At 58.8% G+C, this 17,615-nt stretch carries 12 protein-coding genes, 1 tRNA gene and 1 pseudogene; 7 read left to right on the top strand and 7 right to left on the bottom strand.

The window, feature by feature from the left end:
* Nucleotides 1-5: 5 nt before the first annotated feature.
* The gene (cas3, locus tag NE584_RS00260) at nt 6-2,588 is read right to left on the bottom strand and encodes a CRISPR-associated helicase Cas3' (RefSeq protein ID WP_256181229.1); all 2,583 of its coding nucleotides are present in this window, start codon (nt 2,586-2,588) and stop codon (nt 6-8) included.
* Nucleotides 2,589-2,751: 163 nt separating this feature from the next.
* On the opposite strand from cas3, the pseudogene NE584_RS00255 reads away from it, so the two are divergent.
* Nucleotides 2,752-2,979, top strand: a pseudogene (locus tag NE584_RS00255) (manganese catalase family protein); the annotation flags it as partial.
* A gap of 72 nt (nt 2,980-3,051) precedes the next feature.
* Here NE584_RS00255 and NE584_RS00250 read toward each other — a convergent pair.
* The 5 genes from NE584_RS00250 to NE584_RS00230 all read right to left on the bottom strand — a co-directional run bounded on the left by NE584_RS00250 (nt 3,052) and on the right by NE584_RS00230 (nt 9,118).
* A complete protein-coding gene (locus NE584_RS00250; protein ID WP_050624772.1) occupies nt 3,052-4,173 on the bottom strand; it encodes a DUF362 domain-containing protein in 1,122 nt (373 codons plus the stop codon).
* 44 nt (nt 4,174-4,217) lie between these two features.
* The gene (locus NE584_RS00245) at nt 4,218-5,174 is read right to left on the bottom strand and encodes a DMT family transporter (protein ID WP_050624771.1); all 957 of its coding nucleotides are present in this window, start codon (nt 5,172-5,174) and stop codon (nt 4,218-4,220) included.
* Nucleotides 5,175-5,253: 79 nt separating this feature from the next.
* A complete protein-coding gene (locus NE584_RS00240) occupies nt 5,254-6,540 on the bottom strand; it encodes a phospholipase D-like domain-containing protein (protein WP_256181228.1) in 1,287 nt (428 codons plus the stop codon).
* A gap of 429 nt (nt 6,541-6,969) precedes the next feature.
* A complete protein-coding gene (tyrS, locus tag NE584_RS00235) occupies nt 6,970-8,193 on the bottom strand; it encodes a tyrosine--tRNA ligase (RefSeq protein ID WP_256181227.1) in 1,224 nt (407 codons plus the stop codon).
* A 46-nt stretch (nt 8,194-8,239) separates the two neighbouring features.
* Nucleotides 8,240-9,118 (bottom strand): DMT family transporter, encoded by an 879-nt coding sequence (locus tag NE584_RS00230; protein ID WP_256181226.1) that lies wholly within the window; start codon nt 9,116-9,118, stop codon nt 8,240-8,242.
* Between the two features lie 556 nt (nt 9,119-9,674).
* On the opposite strand from NE584_RS00230, the gene NE584_RS00225 reads away from it, so the two are divergent.
* The 4 genes from NE584_RS00225 (at nt 9,675) to NE584_RS00210 (ending at nt 14,719) form a co-directional block, all read left to right on the top strand.
* Nucleotides 9,675-10,331, top strand: a complete 657-nt coding sequence (locus NE584_RS00225) for a response regulator transcription factor (protein ID WP_256181225.1) — start codon at nt 9,675-9,677, stop codon at nt 10,329-10,331.
* A gap of 1 nt (nt 10,332) precedes the next feature.
* A complete protein-coding gene (locus tag NE584_RS00220; protein WP_108981249.1) occupies nt 10,333-11,235 on the top strand; it encodes a sensor histidine kinase KdpD in 903 nt (300 codons plus the stop codon).
* Between the two features lie 135 nt (nt 11,236-11,370).
* On the top strand, nt 11,371-12,039 hold the full coding sequence (locus NE584_RS00215; RefSeq protein ID WP_108981250.1) for an ABC transporter ATP-binding protein: 669 nt from the start codon (nt 11,371-11,373) through the stop codon (nt 12,037-12,039).
* A 13-nt stretch (nt 12,040-12,052) separates the two neighbouring features.
* Entirely contained in the window at nt 12,053-14,719 is a 2,667-nt protein-coding gene (locus NE584_RS00210) for an ABC transporter permease (protein WP_256181223.1), read from the top strand.
* Between the two features lie 138 nt (nt 14,720-14,857).
* On the opposite strand, the gene NE584_RS00205 is transcribed toward NE584_RS00210, so the two are convergent.
* Nucleotides 14,858-15,871 carry a cell wall hydrolase gene (locus NE584_RS00205; protein ID WP_108981252.1) on the bottom strand — a complete coding sequence of 338 codons (1,014 nt, stop codon included), beginning with the start codon at nt 15,869-15,871 and terminating at the stop codon, nt 14,858-14,860.
* Nucleotides 15,872-16,231: 360 nt separating this feature from the next.
* Here NE584_RS00205 and NE584_RS00200 point away from each other — a divergent pair, with 360 nt between their 5' ends.
* The gene (locus NE584_RS00200) at nt 16,232-17,278 is read left to right on the top strand and encodes an NADH:flavin oxidoreductase (RefSeq protein WP_108981253.1); all 1,047 of its coding nucleotides are present in this window, start codon (nt 16,232-16,234) and stop codon (nt 17,276-17,278) included.
* Between the two features lie 169 nt (nt 17,279-17,447).
* A tRNA-Ser gene (locus NE584_RS00195) sits at nt 17,448-17,539 on the top strand.
* The last annotated feature ends 76 nt before the right edge of the window (nt 17,540-17,615 follow it).

Here is a 17,615-nt window from a genome sequence, read left to right as displayed (position 1 = left end):
ACACCTCACCCCTTCTCAAAAAATATACCCAACTCTTTGTCTGCAACGATTTGGGTTCCATCAGCTTGAGTATACCGCATATTTCCATTTTCATCTACTGTGGCAGTATAAATTTCGATCCCCTCCAGCAGTCTTCTGCCGAAGATCACGCCTTCCGTTCCGTGCCGCAGAAGTTTTGCCCGAACAGAGACACTGGCCTTCAGGATCTCACGCGCCTCTTCTCTGGTCACATCTGATAGACACAGTCGGTCTCCACAATGCTGACTTTTGCTGCGTAAAGATCCAAACCGCTCCGGCGGCAAAAGTACAATACGTACGGTCGGTTCACCCAAGCGCGTCTTGGCCGAGAGGTAGCTGCTGCTTTCCAGATCGTCAAATTGAATCCGTTCAGCTTCTTTGATCGGGGTGTATCCCTTTTCAGGGGCATTGATCAGATAACCTCCGCCGGCCGCCGCTTTAACCTGATCTTCCATTAGGTGATCTATCCAGAGATCCAATTCCTCCGGTGGAGCCGCTTCTGGGCTGTAGCCTTGCTCCACCAATGTGGGCAGATCCTCTGGAATCTGTATTTCACTGCGTTCTTCCAACAGATGAATACTCTGCTTCAGAAGACACTCTGGGTAAATATAGCCGTCCGCCTCAAATTTTCCTGTCTCATCAGGAATCAGCACATAGAACCGTGGGGCAGCAAGATGAGGCGGCCGGGGCGTATCTTCATGGCGAAACTCCCGTCCAAGGCGCTGGAGCAGAAGGTCAATTGGCGCGATCGAAGTCATCATAACGTCAAAATCCACATCCAGAGACTGCTCCACCACCTGAGTGGCCACTAGAATAGCCTTCTGCGGGCGAGCTGCCTTTTCTTTTCCAAAGAGACGGATACAGCGCTGTTCGATTTGATCCCGCTGGCCAATCGGAAAACGCGCATGGAATAAAAGCAATTCTCCATCAAATTCTTTGGTTTTGAGCGCTTGGTAGGTCTCCTGGGCTTGCTGGACGGTATTGAGCAAAATACAGAGGCATCCACCGTCTTTCACCAGTCCCATCGCCTTCTCGGCAATCTGTTCCGCATGATGCAGCACCGGGCAAAGCTCGACGGATACTGTCTGTCGTTTTTCCGTCCGGCTGACCGGCCGCACGATTACATTCCCTGACTCTGTTACAGCAGTAATCGAAGGATAGCATGGCTGGATTGGATGATCGGTATAGGCAGACAACATTTGCGCCTTTTTCTCCGGCGGAAGAGTGGCAGACAACAGGACCACAGGGATCTCCAGGGCTTTACACCATTCTAGCAGCCGATGGAGGATCTCACTCATATAGACATCGTAGGAGTGGAGCTCATCGATCACCAAAGTTTTCTCTGCCAATCCCAGCAGCCGCAAAACGCCGTATTTCACCAGCAAGACAGACATCATTGCCTGATCCACCGTGCCAACCGCATAGGAACTCAATAACCCTCGACGCACTGGAAGAAGCCAGCTCGAGGCATAGCGCTCCTCCTCTGTCTCGAATTTAGGCCAGGATTGGGTATTGTCTCCGTCAACCAGCCAGGCCATACTGTGAAGGAGACGGACTGAGTCTGGAAACTGATGCAGCTTTAATAAAGTCCGCATACGTCCAACCATCTGATTGGAGGTAGCTGCTGTAGGCAAACCAACATAGAAACCACTTTTCCCCCACTGTTTGGCCATTCGAATCCCTGCATAGATTCCGGCCTCCGTTTTTCCCTCCCCCATAGGTGCCTCCAACAGTACCACAGAAATGCGCTCCTGTGCCTGTTGAAAAAGGGCCTCAGTTTCTGATTGCAAGCCCCGCATTACATCTCTTGGAATATTGGGCCACACATCATGAAATTCATTTCCAAAGTCTGCGGCCTGCGATGTCAGTCCGCTCAGCATCAAAAATTTTTCCGCAAGACATTTTGCGTGCTCCTCCCCATCCGGCTGATTGATCCAGAGTTCTGCTTGGGCAAAATAGTTACTGGATGCAATCCAGTCCGACAGGATCACAATTCCAAGCAGCAGCGCACCTACACTTCCTCTGTTTTCTTTCCCAAGAGGGGGTAAAAATAATTCCTCAGAGCGTAAAAATCGAAGCCGCATCCAGTGCTCGAATTCTTCCTGAAGATGATTCCAAAAGAGATCTTGCCGGTCCCCTTCCGTTCCGCTTTTCCCTTGGTGATGCACTTCTAGAATATCCGCATAGAATTTAGCTGCGCTTTGATTCGAGGCTTCCTTCCAGAGGCGTTCCCGCAGACAACGCCAGGTAGTTTTCTCATGACGGATCTGGTTTAAAGCAGGAAAGTCTGGTTTTACACCCTCTTTATCCATACTTTCCTTCATAGGCAACCAGCGATATTGAAATTGCCCTTCTATCTTACCCACATCATGAAGGGATACAAGGTATCCAATCCAGTCTGTAAATTTCTCTGGAGTGCACGATAATAACGCCAACAATTTATTTCGTACGCCTGGGACAATCATCTTATGAACGATGACTTGTGCGACAATCCCAGAAATGAAGGAATGGGTCAGAATGGATTGAAAAGGTTCTGTCTTCGCCCATATCTGTTGTAAACCAATGCTCATAGGAATACCTCCTCTCACTTATATTGAAATCATTTTACATTCAAATCTGTCCAATAAATGAGACTCAGGAAAATTTTTTATTTCTGTGATTTTGAGTATAACATTATTTGAACGCTGTTTGTACAATAAAGATTACTGCCTCTAAGAAAGTTGCCCTTACACCATTGCAGCAGAGCAGAAAGCCCGCCTCACCTATGACAATATCCTGCGTCTCAGTGATGACCCGGATGTGAACAACGTGATCCGCTTCCTGCGGGAGCGGGAGATCGTCCACTTCCAGCGCTTCGGCGAGTGTCTGCGGCTGTGCAAGGAAAAGATGAACAGCAAGAATGTCTATCTCACCAACCCCGCATTCGACAAACAGATGACGCCCCAGCCCCGGAATGCCTGAGTGTCCCGGAGTCTGCTATCAAAAAGTGCAAAAAAGCCTGCGGTCTGATGGACCGCAGGCTTTTTTGTGGGTTCAGACCCGGATCAGCTCATAGGTCCGGCTGCCCAGGCCGATCTTTTCCCCATGGGCCAAGCAGCTCTCCCACTCGCACTCCGGCGTCACATTCCGGAAGTGGTCGTGGAGATCATGGAAGCCTTCCTCATGCATCCGGTCATCCAGAAGGCTGCCTGGGATGGGCTGCTGCCGCAAACAGGCATCCACGCACGCCTGGTCCAGGGCCACCGGGTCAAACGAAGCGAACATCCCCACATCAGGCAGGATGGCCATATCGTTGTCCCCATGGCAGTCGCAGTAGGGAGATACATCGATCACCAGGCTGATGTGGAACTGGGGCCGTCCATCCACCACCGCCTTGGCGTATTCGGCCATCTTCCGGTTCAGCTGCTCACAGGCACAGTCGTTGGGGTTAAAAATGGCATCAAAGTTACACACCGCGATGCACCGCCCGCAGCCCACGCACTTTTCCTGGTCAATAAATGCCTTACCCCCATCGTAGGAGATAGCGTCCTGCCCGCACTGCTTGATGCACTGGCGGCAGCCTGCGCAGCGCTTCTGCTTCACCACCGGCTTTCCGCCGGAGTGCTGCTCCATCTTGCCCCGGCGGCTCCCGCACCCCATGCCAATATTTTTCAGCGCACCGCCGAACCCGGTCTGCTCATGGCCCTTGAAGTGGCTCAGGCTGATGAACACATCTGCGTCCATGATGGCGCGGCCGATCTTAGCCTTCTCCACATACTCGCCCCCCGCCACCGGGACCTCTACGTCATCATTGCCCCGCAGGCCGTCTCCAATGATGACCTGACAGCCGGTGGAGAAGGGGGAAAACCCGTTCTCATAGGCGCTCTCAATGTGCTCCAGGGCATTTTTCCGCCTCCCCGGGTAGAGGGTGTTGCAGTCCGTCAGAAAGGGAACGCCGCCCAGCTCCTTCACCACATCCGCCACCGCCTTGGCGTAGTTAGGCCGCAGATAAGTCAGGTTCCCGGGTTCTCCGAAGTGGAGCTTGATGGCCACCAGCTTTTTTTCCATGTCGATCTCACCGATCCCAGCGCTGCGGATCAGCCGCTGAAGCTTGGTGAGCTGGCTTGTCCCCACAGGGGCCCGGAGGTCCGTAAAGTAAACTTTCGATTTGTTCATAGATCTCACATCTCCTCACATGCATCGATTGCATCGATCAAAACTCAGTTGGACGGCATCTGTTGTTTGGCGCGTCTGATCTCCAGTATCCCGGGGATGATATTGGCAAACGAGCCCGCCAGGATCAGCAGGATACCCGCCAGCATATTGCCCGGGATCTCCTCCCCGTGGACCATCCAGGCCAGTATGGGCGAGAGCGCCGGCTTGAAGAAATACACCAGCGAGACCACGCTGGCCGGCTGGTATTCCATAGCCAGGAAGTAGGCGCAGAAGCCCACGCCGGCCACGCCGGCCGAGACATAGAGCACATAGGGCAGGTTCTGGAGGGTATAGCCCTCCAGAATGGGGATCTGGGCAAAGGAGGGCAGACCGATGGACTGGAAGAATCCCGCCACGGCGGGGATATGGGTGATCAGGATAAAGCAGAAAATGATGACGCTCCCGAAGAGGAAGCTGAAGCAGGTGACCACCGCGCCCCCGTACTCCGCACACTTTCGTTTGCCCATCACCCCGTAGATGGAGAACAGCACAGTGGAGCACAGGGCCAGTCCTACGCCCACCATGTTCAGCTTGATATGCAGGGGGTTGATAATGGCCAGGGTCCCCAGGATCTCCAGACTCAGGGCTGCCAGATGGCGCCTCTTGATGGGCTCCTTCAGGATCATGAAGGCAAAAAAGGTAACAAAGACTGGGTTGCAGCTGAACAGGACCGCCACCACGGAGGACTCGGTAAAGTTGATGGACATCTGATAGATCGGCATGCAGATGGCAATGCCGATCAGGCCCAGCAGGGCGAAATAGGCCACGCTTTTCCGGTCCAGGCGCTTGCTTCGCTTCTTTAGGGTGTAGACAGCCACCGGGGCCAGAAAAACGAAGCCGATGGAAAAGCGGGCCAGCGTCAGCTGGACCGGATTGACCTCCCCCGCGATGAGTTTCAGCACCACCTCCATGGAACTGAACGCGATAGTTGCAATCAGGATAAAAAAATATCCTTTTTTCATGTTAAGTGTCTCCCCTTACAGGCTCATGTAAGTTTGTTTTTTGATTATAGCACAGCAGGCCCTGAAAAGGAACCAAAACTCAGAGCAGACACCGAAACGGCTGGACCAGGAGCGATGTGATGGGATAAAGTGCATGCTTCCAGTCTCCGTTATCCCAGGGGGTCACCCCTTCCTTCTCCACATAGGTCTCCAGTCCGGACACCAGCAGAGAATCCTCCTCCATTTCCGCTAGGTAATGTTCCAAGACCGCATTAAATTCCTCCCCATGGATCACGAACATCACTTCCGTATCCACATAGGTGCTGCGCATATCCAGATTGTAGGAGCCTACCGCCGCGAGGTCCTGGTCAATGAGCAGGGACTTTCCGTGGGAGGAGTAATCCCCGTACCACTCCCATACCTGAGCACCGGTATCCAGCACCCGAGCCTTATTGCGGTAATAGTCGGAAGAGGCCATAAAATTGTCCCCTACTCCCATGGAGTTGATCTGAACGGAGAAGGGCACCCCGCGCCCAGCCACCCGTGAAAGTCCGTCATACATCGACTGATCACATACTGCGTAGGGTGTTTGGAGGTAGACTCTCTCCTCAGCACCCTCCATCAGCTGCTGCAGCTGCCACCATACCAGAGGTTCTTTTGCCAAAATATTGATCGGGTTATGGATAAAAGTCACAGCTTTTAATGGGACCGTGGCCTCTATGTAATCTGTATTCTCTTTGCTCAAAAGCTCCGGATGAGCCTCCCTCCATGCGCTGTGCCGCATATGGAGGGCTTCTGTCTCCAGAAGTACGCTCTTTCGATAGAAAAATGGTGCGGACTCCAGCCAGGTTTTGCTGTGGCTGTCAGACCAAACCATCTGAAAGTACTGCTCCACCTGATGGAGTACGCTCTCACCGCTGTCAGCCGTCCCTGCGGCAGAATTATAGAACAGAATATCCAGGTCATGACTCTTTTCCGGGTCCGGGACATAGTCCCCTAAAAACTTATCAAAAGTGTTTCGTCCGCCTGCCAGCAGCAGCCGGTCATCTGAGAGAATATATTTGTCATGGAGCCTGCCGTTAAAGGTCCAGGGCATGAGCGGATTGGGCGTATTATAGAAACGGATCTCAATATTGGGATGTGCGCCCAGGGCATAAAACACCGGCGAGGAGGCCATGCTGACCAGGCCGTTCATCCCATCCGTGAGGACCTGGACCTGGACCCCGCGCTCCGCTGCCGCCAGGAGGGCCGCTGCCACATCCCTGCCGCTCTCACAATCCCGGATATCAAAATTGGTGAAAATCAGCCGCTTCTGCGCCTCTTCAATCATGCGGATCCGGATCTCCAGTGCGGCAACATTGTCATCTATCAGGGCTGCACGATCCACGCTTCCAGTCCCATAAAATCCACTTTTGTCAAATCCTCTCTGAAATTCTTTTGACACTCCCGGCTGGAACAGAAATGGGAGCCACATTCCCAGGAGCAGATAGACCGCATAACACAGAAAAACCACTGGCAGAATCCGCAGTATAAGGTGTACATGCCGGCCACCAGCTCCCCCTGCTTTGATAAATAAATGTTTCATCTTATCTGTAAACCTCCGGGCTTTGTTATGAGAGCAGACGCTTTCATTCTCTATTTTTCATTATTATAGAACGAAACGACTTTTTTCTCAAGGGGATATGATCGGAACCCACACAGGCTTTCGATCGCACTGTCCCTCAGAAGCGGACGGCGGACCGTCTGCCCCCTGCTGGCCTCCAATGAGCTGACAGCCGGGTATTCTCTATCAGAATACCCGGCTGCCTCTGACTTTTCACATCTTTACGCGGTGGAACACCTTTTTTCCTTTTTTGAGCATCAGGCCGTCGCCTGCCATCTGGTCGGCAGTGTAGGATGCGGCCACGTCGGTGACCTTCTCCCCGTCCACCTCCACGCCGCCCTGTTCCACCAGGCGGCGGGCCTCCTTCTTGGAGGGAGCCAGCTTGCACTTCATCATCAGGTCCAGGATGCCGATGGAGCCGCCGGCCAAGTCCTCCTGGGACAGCTGGGTGGCCGGGACATTGCTCATGTCTCCGCCGCCCACAAAGAGGGCCTTGGCGGCCTCCTGGGCCTTCTCAGCCTCCTCCTTGCCGTGGACCAGAGCGGTCAGCTCATAGGCCAGGATCTCCTTGGCGGTGTTCAGCTGGCTGCCCTCCCACTTGTCCATCTCGTCGATCTGCTCCAGGGGCAGGAACGTGAGCATGCGCAGGCACTTGAGCACGTCGCCGTCGCCTACGTTGCGCCAGTACTGATAGAACTCATAGGGGCTGGTCTTGGTGGGGTCCAGCCACACCGCGCCCTTGGCTGTCTTGCCCATCTTCTTGCCCTCGGAGTTGAGCAGCAGGGTGATGGTCATGGCGTGGGCGTCCTTGCCCAGCTTTCTCCGGATCAGCTCAGTGCCGCCCAGCATGTTGGACCACTGATCGTCGCCGCCGAACTGCATGTTGCATCCGTAGTGCTGGAACAGGTAGTAGAAGTCGTAGGACTGCATGATCATATAGTTGAACTCCAGGAAGGAGAGTCCCTTCTCCATCCGCTGCTCATAGCACTTGGCCCGAAGCATGTTGTTCACCGAGAAGCAGGCTCCCACATCCCGCAGCAGCTCGATATAGTTCAGTTTCAGCAGCCAGTCGGCGTTGTTTACCATCTGGGCCTTGCCCTCACCAAACTCGATGAACCGCTCCATCTGCTTTTTGAAGCAGTCGCAGTTGTGCTGGATGGTCTCCGGGGTCATCATGTTCCGCATGTCGGTGCGGCCGGAGGGGTCCCCAATATAGCCGGTGCCGCCGCCGATGAGTGCGATGGGCCGGTTGCCCGCCATCTGAAGGCGCTTCATCAGGCACAGGGCCATGAAGTGGCCCACATGGAGGGAGTCGGCAGTGGGGTCAAAGCCGATGTAGAACACCGCCTTCCCCTCATTCACCATCTTGGAGATCTCCTCCTCGTTGGTCACCTGGGCGATCAGTCCGCGGGCTTTCAGTTCCTCATAACAGGTCATCGTACTTTCTCCTTTTTATTCAATATTCTGCTGGCATGAAGTGTTTTCAGCAGGACTGTTGTTTCTCTCCCTGAGCAGGCACGCGCTCCTTGTGCTCCCTGCGTCCACAGATCACATTGTAGGCCACCACGCTGCCCACCACGATCACCGCGCCCACCAGCGCAGTGGGACCGATCATTTCATGGTAAAAGACGGCTACCAGGATGGGGTTGAGGACCGGCTCGATGCCGGAGACCAGACTGGCCGTCACCGGCGGAGTGGTCTTCAGGCCGATGGTGAGCAGGATATAGGCCAGTGCCACCTGGAACACCCCCAGGATCAGGACGCTGACCACCGCTGTGGCGGAGAGGTCGGTCTCCATGGCCACAAAGGGCAGTCCCACCACCGCGCTGAATACATCTCCCCAGAAGACCGAGCTGATGGCGTCCCCCTCCGGCATGTCGTTCATCATGAACACACCGGCGTAGGAGATCCCGGAGATGAGGGCCAGCACGTTCCCCACCATCCCGCCAGCGGAAAGGCTGTCCACAAAGAAGAACAGGATGCCGCCCAGCACGGCCGCGCAGGTCACCAGATCCAGCTTTCCCGGCCTGCGCCGGAAGAAGATGGCGGTGAACACCATCACGAAAATGGGGGCGGTGAACTGGAGGACGATGGCGTTGGCCGCCGTGGTCATCTTGTTGGCGATGGAGAAGAGGATGTTGGTCCCACACACCGCCAAAGCGCCCAGCAGGACCCAGCGGTTCATCCTGGGCTTGTGGCGGATGGCCCACAGGTACAGCCCGATGACCACCAGGGCCACCGCGGTCCTGGCTCCGTTGATGGACATCCCGTTCCACGGGATCACTTTGATGCAGAGCCCCCCGATGCTGTACAGCACCGCGGCGGCAAAGACGCACAGGACGCCTCTCTGCTTTGCGGACACGACACCGCCCCCTTTTCTGTCTCTCTCCACATTTCCAGACCGCCCGAACTCATTTTGCGGAGTCTCCCCCGCTGTTCCCGCCCCTGCGGCGCGGGAATACACAGAGAGGATCGGGCTCTCTGAAAAATGCCCCCTGTCCCGAAGGACAGAGGGCATGAAATGCGGTACCACCTCTGGACCGTCCTGTCCTCGCGGGCAGGACCTTATGGAGTGCTGGACTCCGGCGCGGTAACGGGCGCGGCCCGGCCTGTCCCCTACTGCGGCTTGTCCGGTTCGGGCGGCTGCTCAGAGGCGTATTCCCGGAGCGCCCCTCTCCCCCTCTCACCGTCCGGGGGTTCTCTGGGCAGCGGCGGCTCCGCTACTGGTCCTCTTCATTGCAATGTGTGCAATATAGCACACGCCGTTTTCTTTGTCAAGGGGCGGGCGGGGATTTCCGGACAGATCTGGATCCGGGCGGCTGCCCCGGCCCTTGTCACTCGGACCGGCCCATGGTACAATAGCACCGCCCCCCGGCGGGGTCCGGGGAGGCGGATCAACAGATAAGTGGTGATATCTCATGCATCAGATCCTCATCGTGGAGGACGACCCTGCCCTCAGCCAGGGCATCCGCCTGGCACTGGGCCAGGAAGGGCGCCAGTTCGTCCAGGCCGGCACCATCGGCCAGGCGGAGCTGGAGCTGGCGGAGCGGACCTTTGACCTGCTCATCCTGGACCTGAACCTGCCCGACGGGAACGGCCTGGACCTGCTCTCCCGGCTGCGGGACCGCTCCGCCCTGCCGGTGCTGATCCTGACGGCCAACGACCTGGAGATGGACCAGGTAACCGGTCTGGAGCTGGGGGCAGATGACTATGTGACCAAGCCCTTCTCCCTGGCGGTGCTGCGCGCCCGGGTGAACAGCCTGCTCCGGCGCAGCCGGCCTGCCCCCGCCGCGCTGGAGCTCCCCCCGTTCCTGTTCGACTTTGACGCCATGGTCTTTGCCAGGGACGGCGTGCCGTTGGAGCTGTCCAAGACGGAGCAGCGGCTGCTGCGCCTGCTGGTGGAGCACCGGGGACAGACCCTGTCCCGGGAGGTGCTGCTGGACCGGGTGTGGGACGGCGGCGAATTCGTGGACGAAAACGCCCTTTCCGTGGCGGTGAACCGCCTGCGCGCCAAGCTGGCGGACGCCCCCATCCGCACCGTGTACGGCCTGGGCTATCAGTGGGCGGTGGACTGAGATGGACTGGAAGCTGATCCTCTGCATGGGGCTGGCGGCGGCCGGCCTGCTCTTTGGTCTGTCCCAGTGGCTGCGCGCCCGGCGTCAGTTGGAACGCATGGACCGGATGCTGGACCGGGCCATCGATGGGAGCTTTTTGGAGAGCTCCTTCGATGAGTCCGTCCCCTCCGCCCTGGAGTCCAAGATGTCCCGGTTCCTCAACGGCTCCGCCTCCTCCGCCCGGAATCTGGCGGAGGAAAAGAGCAAGATCGCGGCTCTGATCGCCGACGTGTCCCACCAGACCAAGACCCCCATCGCCAATCTGCTGCTGTACGCCTCCCTGCTGGCGGAGAGCGAGCTGACCCCGGAACAGCGGGCCCAGGCCGAGGCCCTGAAGACCCAGGCGGAGAAACTCTCCTTCCTGGTGGACGCTTTAGTCAAGTCCTCCCGGCTGGACAACGGCATCCTCACTCTGTCCCCAGCACCTCACCCCATCCAGCCCCTGCTGGATGGGGCGGCCGCGCAGGGGCTGGCCGCCGCCGGACAGCGTGGCATTTCCCTCACTGTCCTGCCCTGGGAAGGCGCGGCCCGCTTTGACTCCAAGTGGACGGCGGAAGCCCTTTACAATGTTCTGGACAACGCCTTGAAATATACCCCGCCCGGCGGGACAGTGACCCTGTCCGTCACCGCCTACCATATGTTCTGCTGCATCCAGGTCTCAGACACCGGCCCCGGCATCCCGGAGGAGGAGCAGGCCCAGATCTTCTCCCGCTTTTACCGGGGGGCCGCCGTCCGGGAGCAGGAAGGGCTGGGGCTGGGCCTCTACCTCACCCGCCGCATCCTGACCAGCGAGGGGGGCTATATCCGGGTGTCCTCTCAGCCGGGAAAGGGCAGCACCTTCTCCCTCTATCTGCCACTGGAGTGACGGCTCCCCCGCGGCCCCGCCCCTGAAATCTTTCAGCTCTGAAAGATTTCAGAAAGAGTGTGGAAAGGATCTTTTGCTAGAATGGGCACTGTCAACAAGGGCAGCGCCCATTTTTATCCATAAGGAGCGATCAACATGACAATTTTGGAGACCAAGGATCTGAGAAAATTTTACGGCAGCGGCGACACCCAGGTGAAGGCCCTGGATGGGGTGGACCTGAGCGTGGAAAACGGGGAGTTCGTGGCCATCGTGGGCACCTCCGGCTCCGGCAAGTCCACCCTGCTCCACATGCTGGGCGGGCTGGACCGGCCCACCAGCGGCGCTGTGCTGGTGGACGGGAAGGACATCTTCTCCCTGAAGGACGAGGAGTTGACCATCTTCCGCCGACGGAAGATCGGCTTCGTGTTCCAGTCCTATAATCTGGTGCCGGTGCTGAGCGTGTATGAAAACATCGTCCTGCCCATCCAGCTGGACGGCGGCAAGGTGGACCAGTCTTATGTAAATCAGGTCATCGAGGCCCTGGGGCTGGAGCAGAAGCTCCAGAACCTGCCCAGCCAGCTCTCTGGGGGACAGCAGCAGCGCGTGGCCATCGCCCGGGCTCTGGCCACCAAGCCCGCTATCATCCTGGCCGACGAGCCCACAGGCAACCTGGACTCCAAAACCAGTCAGGACGTGCTCTCCCTGATGAAGGTCACCGGGCAGAAGTTCGCCCAGACCATGGTGATGATCACCCACAACGAGGAGATCGCCCAGATGGCCGACCGCATCGTCCGCATTGAGGACGGCAGGATCGTCAAGCGCTGAGGGGGTGGATTCCATGAACGTCTCCAACGGCAAGTGTATCCGAGATCTCTCCCGTAAGAGCCTGCGAGCCAACCGCACCCGGAACCTGATCGCGGTGCTGGCCATCGCCCTGACCACGGTGCTCTTCACCTCCCTGTTCACCATCGCCATGTCCATCAACGACGGCATCCAGCAGAACAACTTCCGCCAGGTGGGCGGCTTCTCCCACGGCGGGTTCAAGTACCTGACAGAGGAGCAGTTTCACGAATTGAAGGACGACCCCCTCATCGACCAGTGGGGTCTGCGGCGCTTTGTGGGCATGCCCAGTGAGGTGCCCTTCAACAAAAGCCATGTGGAGGTGGGCTACTCCGATGCCAACGAGGCCCACTGGATGTACTGCGACCCGGTTGAGGGGCGCCTGCCCCAGGAGGGCACCGATGAGGCCGCCACGGACACCCATGTGCTGGAGCTGATGGGGGTCACGCCGGAGATCGGCGCCAAGTTCACGCTCACCTTTGACGTGGACGGCCATGAGACCACCCAGACTTTCACCCTGTGCGGCTGGTGGGAGTACGACGAGGCCATTGTGGCCAACCACATTCTGATCCCGGAGAGCCGGGCGGACGCCATCCTGACGGAGACCGGCGTGGTGCCCGGGCAGACCACGGACGGCATGACCGGGACCTATAACATGGATGTGATGCTGAAAAATGGGGCCCGAAATATTGCAGGCGACCTGGACCAGATCCTGGAAAACCATGGCTATCAGGCCGAGAGCTCCGCTCAGCCGGGCTATATCCATACCGGCGTCAACTGGGGCTACACCGGCGCCCAGCTGTCCGGCAGCATGGACCCCGCCACCTTCATCGCCATCTGCGCGGTGCTGCTGCTCATCATCTTCACCGGCTACCTCATCATTTACAATGTGTTCCAGATCTCCGTCACCAACGACATCCGCTTCTATGGCCTGCTGAAGACCATCGGCACCACCCCCCGGCAGCTGCGGCGCATCATCCGGCATCAGGCCCTGGCCCTGTCCCTGGCGGGCATCCCCCTGGGGCTGGTGCTGGGCTGGCTCATCGGCGGACAGCTGACGCCGGTGATCGTCCGGCAGGTGAACGGGGTGTCCAATGTGGTGTCAATGGACCCGATCATTTTTGCGGCCTCCACCCTGTTTTCCCTGGTGACCGTTCTTCTCTCCTGCCGCAAGCCGGGAAAAATGGCCGCCCGGGTCTCCCCCATCGAGGCGGTGCGCTACACCGAGGGCGGAAACCTGAAACGCAAAGCCAAGCGCAGAGCCAAGGGCGTCTCCCTCTTCTCCATGGCCTGGGCCAACCTGGGCCGCAGCCGGGGCAAGACGGCGGTCACCGTCCTCTCTCTGTCCCTGGCGGTGGTGCTGCTCACCGTGACGGTCACCTTCACTCAGGGCTTTGACATGGACAAGTATGTCTCCAACTTCACTGCCAGCGACTTCATCGTGGCCGACGCGGGCCAGTTTCAGACCGGCGGCGACGCCTATAACGACGAGATGGACGTGACGGAGGACGTGATCGCCGCCATCGACGCCCAGGGCGGCATCACCGGTGGCGGCTTGGTCTACGGCGATACCTCCGCTGCGCTGGAGTTCGTCACCGAGGAGTACTACCGCTCCGTCTGGAGCCGCTGGAACACCCCCGAGCAGCTGGACAGCATGGTCCACTTCAAGGACCGCAATGAGGAGGGCCTGCTGGCCGACCGGGTGCAGCTCTACGGCATGGAGCAGTTCCCCCTGGACCACCTGACGGTGCTGGAGGGAGACCTGTCCAAGCTCAGTGAACCCGGCGGGCGGTATGTAGCCGCTGTGTACAGCGATGACGACTACGGCCGGCCCGAGTTGGGCTCCCACTGGGCCCGGCTGGGGGACACCGTCACCATCCGGTATGTGGAGGAATATGAGTACTATAATCCCGACACCGGAGAGGTGTACGGCCCATGGGAGAACGTGCCCGAGGGTGCCAACTGGGGGGACCGGGCGGTGAAGTACCGGGACGTGGAGTACGAGGTGGCCGCCCTGGTGACCGTGCCCATGGCCCTGAGCTACCGCTATTACGGCGCGGATGAGTTCATCATGAACGACCAGACCTTCATCCAGGACACGGGCACGGACAGCGTCATGTACTATGCCTTCGACACCACGGATGAGGCCAACGCCGCCATGGAGTCCTTCCTGGCGGACTACACGGAAAATGTGAATCCCCAGTTCGACTATGAGAGCAAGTCCACCTACGCCGCGGAGTTTGAGGGGATGCGATCCATGTTTCTGCTGCTGGGCGGGGCCCTCAGCGGCATCGTGGGCCTGGTAGGGGTGCTGAACTTCTTCAACGCCATCCTCACCGGCATCATCACCAGGAAACGCGAGATGGCCGTCCTCCAGTCCATCGGCATGACCGGAAAGCAGCTGAAGACCATGCTGGTCTGTGAGGGCCTGCTGTACGCCCTGAGCTCTGTGCTCCTGTCCCTGGTCCTGGCGGTGGTCCTGGGCCCCCTGGCCTTCTCCGCCCTTCAGAGCATGTTCTGGTTCTTCACCTACCGCTTCACCCTGGCCCCCATCCTGGCGGTGGCTCCGGTGTTTGCCCTGCTGGGCGCCCTGGTCCCCCTGGCGGTGTACCGCTCCATCTCCAAACACACCGTGGTGGAGCGCCTGCGGGAGTCAGACAACTGACCAAACCATACAACGGGACAGCTCCTCCGCCTGTGCGGAGGAGCTGTCCCGTTGTATATCTCTCCATAGGGCCCACCGGATGGGGAGATGACAAAAAGGAGGAGCCGGGATCGAGCGGCTCCTCCTGTCCATCAGGGCTCAGCCATAGAACTTATGGCCCCCGATGGTGGTGATATGTGTTTTGTTCCGGGAAGCCCAGCTGTTGGAAGCTGAGTCAAAGTAGAGCGCCCCGGCGGCCTCCTCCACCACGGCGCCGTCCATCGCCAGCTTGGCGGCGATGATGCTGCCCTCGTTGGGGGTGCGCTTGGCCAGGCTGCCGGACCCGTAGGTGGGGAACTGGTTCTTCTGGGCCAGCACTCCTTCGATGGTATTGGGGAAGATCGGGCTCTTGACCCGGTTCAGGACTACGTTGGCCACGGCGATCTTACCATCCAGGCTCTGGTTCCCGCTCTCCGCGTAGACCACGCGGGACAGCCAGAACAGGTCGTCCTGGTTGTAGAAGGAGTCGCCGGAGGCGATGCCGCCGCTCCCCGTGGTGATGGAGGTGGTCCCGTCTGCCGGGTCCCAGCTCAGCTTGGCATCAAAGGCCTTGACCAGCTCCTTCAGCGGGACGACTACCCGCCCGGCCTCCATGCGGACGCCCTCGGGGACATAGAGATAGCGGCCGTTGGCCACCAGATACTGCTGGCCCACCTTGGCCGTCAGGTCCAGAACGGCGCTCTGGACCGCAGCGGTGCTGGAGCCCCCATCCCAGGTGATGGTCACGCTGGGGTCCAGGGTCTGAGCCATGGCGGCCAGCGCCACATAGGTGGTCCCCTGCTCCACAGTCTTTCCCGTGTCCGCGGGGACGGGCTGGCCGTTCACCAGCAGGGTGTGGTCCAGGGCCACAGCGGGCTCGGCCGTGACCGAGGTCTGGGTCCCGTCGGAATTGATCGCCTCCAAATATATCTCGTCAGCGGAGATCTCTTCTGTATCCTGCGCTTCGATACCGGTCTGGATTCCGGTCTCAAGCACCTGCGCCGATCCGTCGGCGGAGGCGCTCTCCTCCTCGATCACAATGGCCGCGGCGGCGGAGTCCTGCTCCACACCGGCGCCCATCAGGAGGAGCAAGGCAAATGCGCACAGCAGTGTTGAAAACAGCTTGCGTTTCATTGTCTTCACTCCCTATTACAATTTGTGTCGAAACGGTGACACCAAAAGCAACGTTTTTGTTACTTTTGTTACCACATTGTAACCAATTCCTCAAACAGGCGCAAGGGCAAAATTGACTAGAGTTCTCTCTGAAATCTTGTGCATTTTTTCGGAATATTCCTAGTATAAGCCTTAGAATGACCGGTTAAGCCCTCTTTCCCCCTCCTTTGACGCATTTTTACATCCGCGCTCTTCTGCCTTTCTGCCCATTACTCGCTGTCTTCCTACCCGCCAGGCACGTCCATCTTTGGCCTTTTCCTCTGATAATTCCTTGACATCCCCTTTTTTCCGGGTACAATTGAGAAAAAAGGAGGCGTTCTTATGGCCTATTCGCTGTTCGAGACTGCGGAGCTGGGCCCGCTCATATCCAAAAACAGGACCGTGCGTTCCGCCACCAACGAGCACCTCTCCGATCCCAGTGGACAGATCACTCCCGCCTGGGTGGACTCCCTGGAGGCGCTGGCCCGGGGTGGAGTGGGCATCATCATCACGGGCCACCTGTCGGTGGACCGGGACCAGCGGGCAGATGAGGGGCAGGCGGTGCTGGATCAGGAGACGGACCCCGCCCTCCTCTCTCTGGCCGCCCAGCGGGTCCACCAGCACGGGGCCCTGCTCATTGCCCAGATCAGCCACAGCGGCGGGAAGGCGCGCCCCGGCGTCAACGGGCGGCCGCCCCTCTCCCCCGGCGATCTCACGCCCCAGCTGCTGGACAGGCTGGTGGAACAGTTCCGCCATGCGGCCCGGACGGCCCAGATGGCGGGCTTTGATGGGGTCCAGGTCCACTGTGCCCACAATTATCTGCTCTCCAGCTTCCTGAACCTCCGGTGGAACCACCGGGAGGATGCCTATGGCGGCAGCCTGGAGAATCGGTTCCGGTTGATCCGCCGGGTCCTGCTGGCTGTCCGGGATGCCTGTGGTCCCCGCTTTGCCCTCCTGGTCAAGGTGGACAACGACAGCTGTGATGACCTGCCTGCCCTGCTCCGGCTCTTCCAGTCCGCCGGCGTGGACGGCATCGAGCTCAGCGGCCTGGACATGGCCCGCCGGGACGGGCAGAAGACCCCCTTCTTCCTGGACCGCCTGCTGGCTGCCTGGGAAGGCCTCACCGTACCCATCTTCCCGGTGGGAGGCGTCTTTTCCCGCGCTGCGGCAGAAAAGGTGCTGGCCGCCGGTGCCCCCTTTGTCTCCCTCTCCAGGGCGCTGATCTGTCAGCCCGACTTCGTGGAGCGGATGGAAAAAGGCCAGACAGAGAGCCCCTGCCTGGCCTGCAACCACTGCTACAATGTGTACCGCCAGCGCCCGGTGCGCTGTGTGCTCCATACCGAAGTCATCCCCCAGCTGGAGGCGGTGTTCGGCCCCTACCCCACCTGACTTTCCCCGGGCCCGTTCCCCGGATCGGGAGCGGGCCCGCTCACACTTTTGCCCGCCGGTCCCCGCCCTTAAAAAAGAAAACAGAAAAAAATAGAAAAAAGGACTTGACTCCAGCGGAAAAGCTGGTATAATACATTTTGCTGTCACGGTCGACCGCAGACAGCGCCATGGAGAGATGGCTGAGCTGGTCGAAGGCGCACGATTGGAAATCGTGTAACGGCTAATACCCGTTCGAGGGTTCGAATCCCTCTCTCTCCGCCACGCCGGAGCAAAGTCCGCTTTGCTCCGGCGATTTTTTATCTTTCCAGGCGGGCGCTCCGCCGCCTCGCCCCACCCA

Origin of the sequence: Clostridium sp. DFI.5.61, assembly GCF_024462915.1 — a bacterium.
Classification (GTDB): Bacteria; Bacillota; Clostridia; order Oscillospirales; family Oscillospiraceae; genus Lawsonibacter; species Lawsonibacter asaccharolyticus.
The sequence above is the reverse complement of the archived record's forward strand: the minus strand, read 5'-3'. Positions and strand labels throughout refer to the sequence as shown.

Coding starts and splice junctions, on each gene's coding strand:
- cas3 (WP_256181229.1), bottom strand. CDS start 2,588: ATGAGCATTGGTTTACAACAGATATGGGCGAAGACAGAACCTTTTCAA.
- NE584_RS00250 (WP_050624772.1), bottom strand. CDS start 4,173: ATGAACAAATCGAAAGTTTACTTTACGGACCTCCGGGCCCCTGTGGGG.
- NE584_RS00245 (WP_050624771.1), bottom strand. CDS start 5,174: ATGAAAAAAGGATATTTTTTTATCCTGATTGCAACTATCGCGTTCAGT.
- tyrS (WP_256181227.1), bottom strand. CDS start 8,193: ATGACCTGTTATGAGGAACTGAAAGCCCGCGGACTGATCGCCCAGGTG.
- NE584_RS00225 (WP_256181225.1), top strand. CDS start 9,675: ATGCATCAGATCCTCATCGTGGAGGACGACCCTGCCCTCAGCCAGGGC.
- NE584_RS00220 (WP_108981249.1), top strand. CDS start 10,333: ATGGACTGGAAGCTGATCCTCTGCATGGGGCTGGCGGCGGCCGGCCTG.
- NE584_RS00215 (WP_108981250.1), top strand. CDS start 11,371: ATGACAATTTTGGAGACCAAGGATCTGAGAAAATTTTACGGCAGCGGC.
- NE584_RS00210 (WP_256181223.1), top strand. CDS start 12,053: ATGAACGTCTCCAACGGCAAGTGTATCCGAGATCTCTCCCGTAAGAGC.
- NE584_RS00205 (WP_108981252.1), bottom strand. CDS start 15,871: ATGAAACGCAAGCTGTTTTCAACACTGCTGTGCGCATTTGCCTTGCTC.
- NE584_RS00200 (WP_108981253.1), top strand. CDS start 16,232: ATGGCCTATTCGCTGTTCGAGACTGCGGAGCTGGGCCCGCTCATATCC.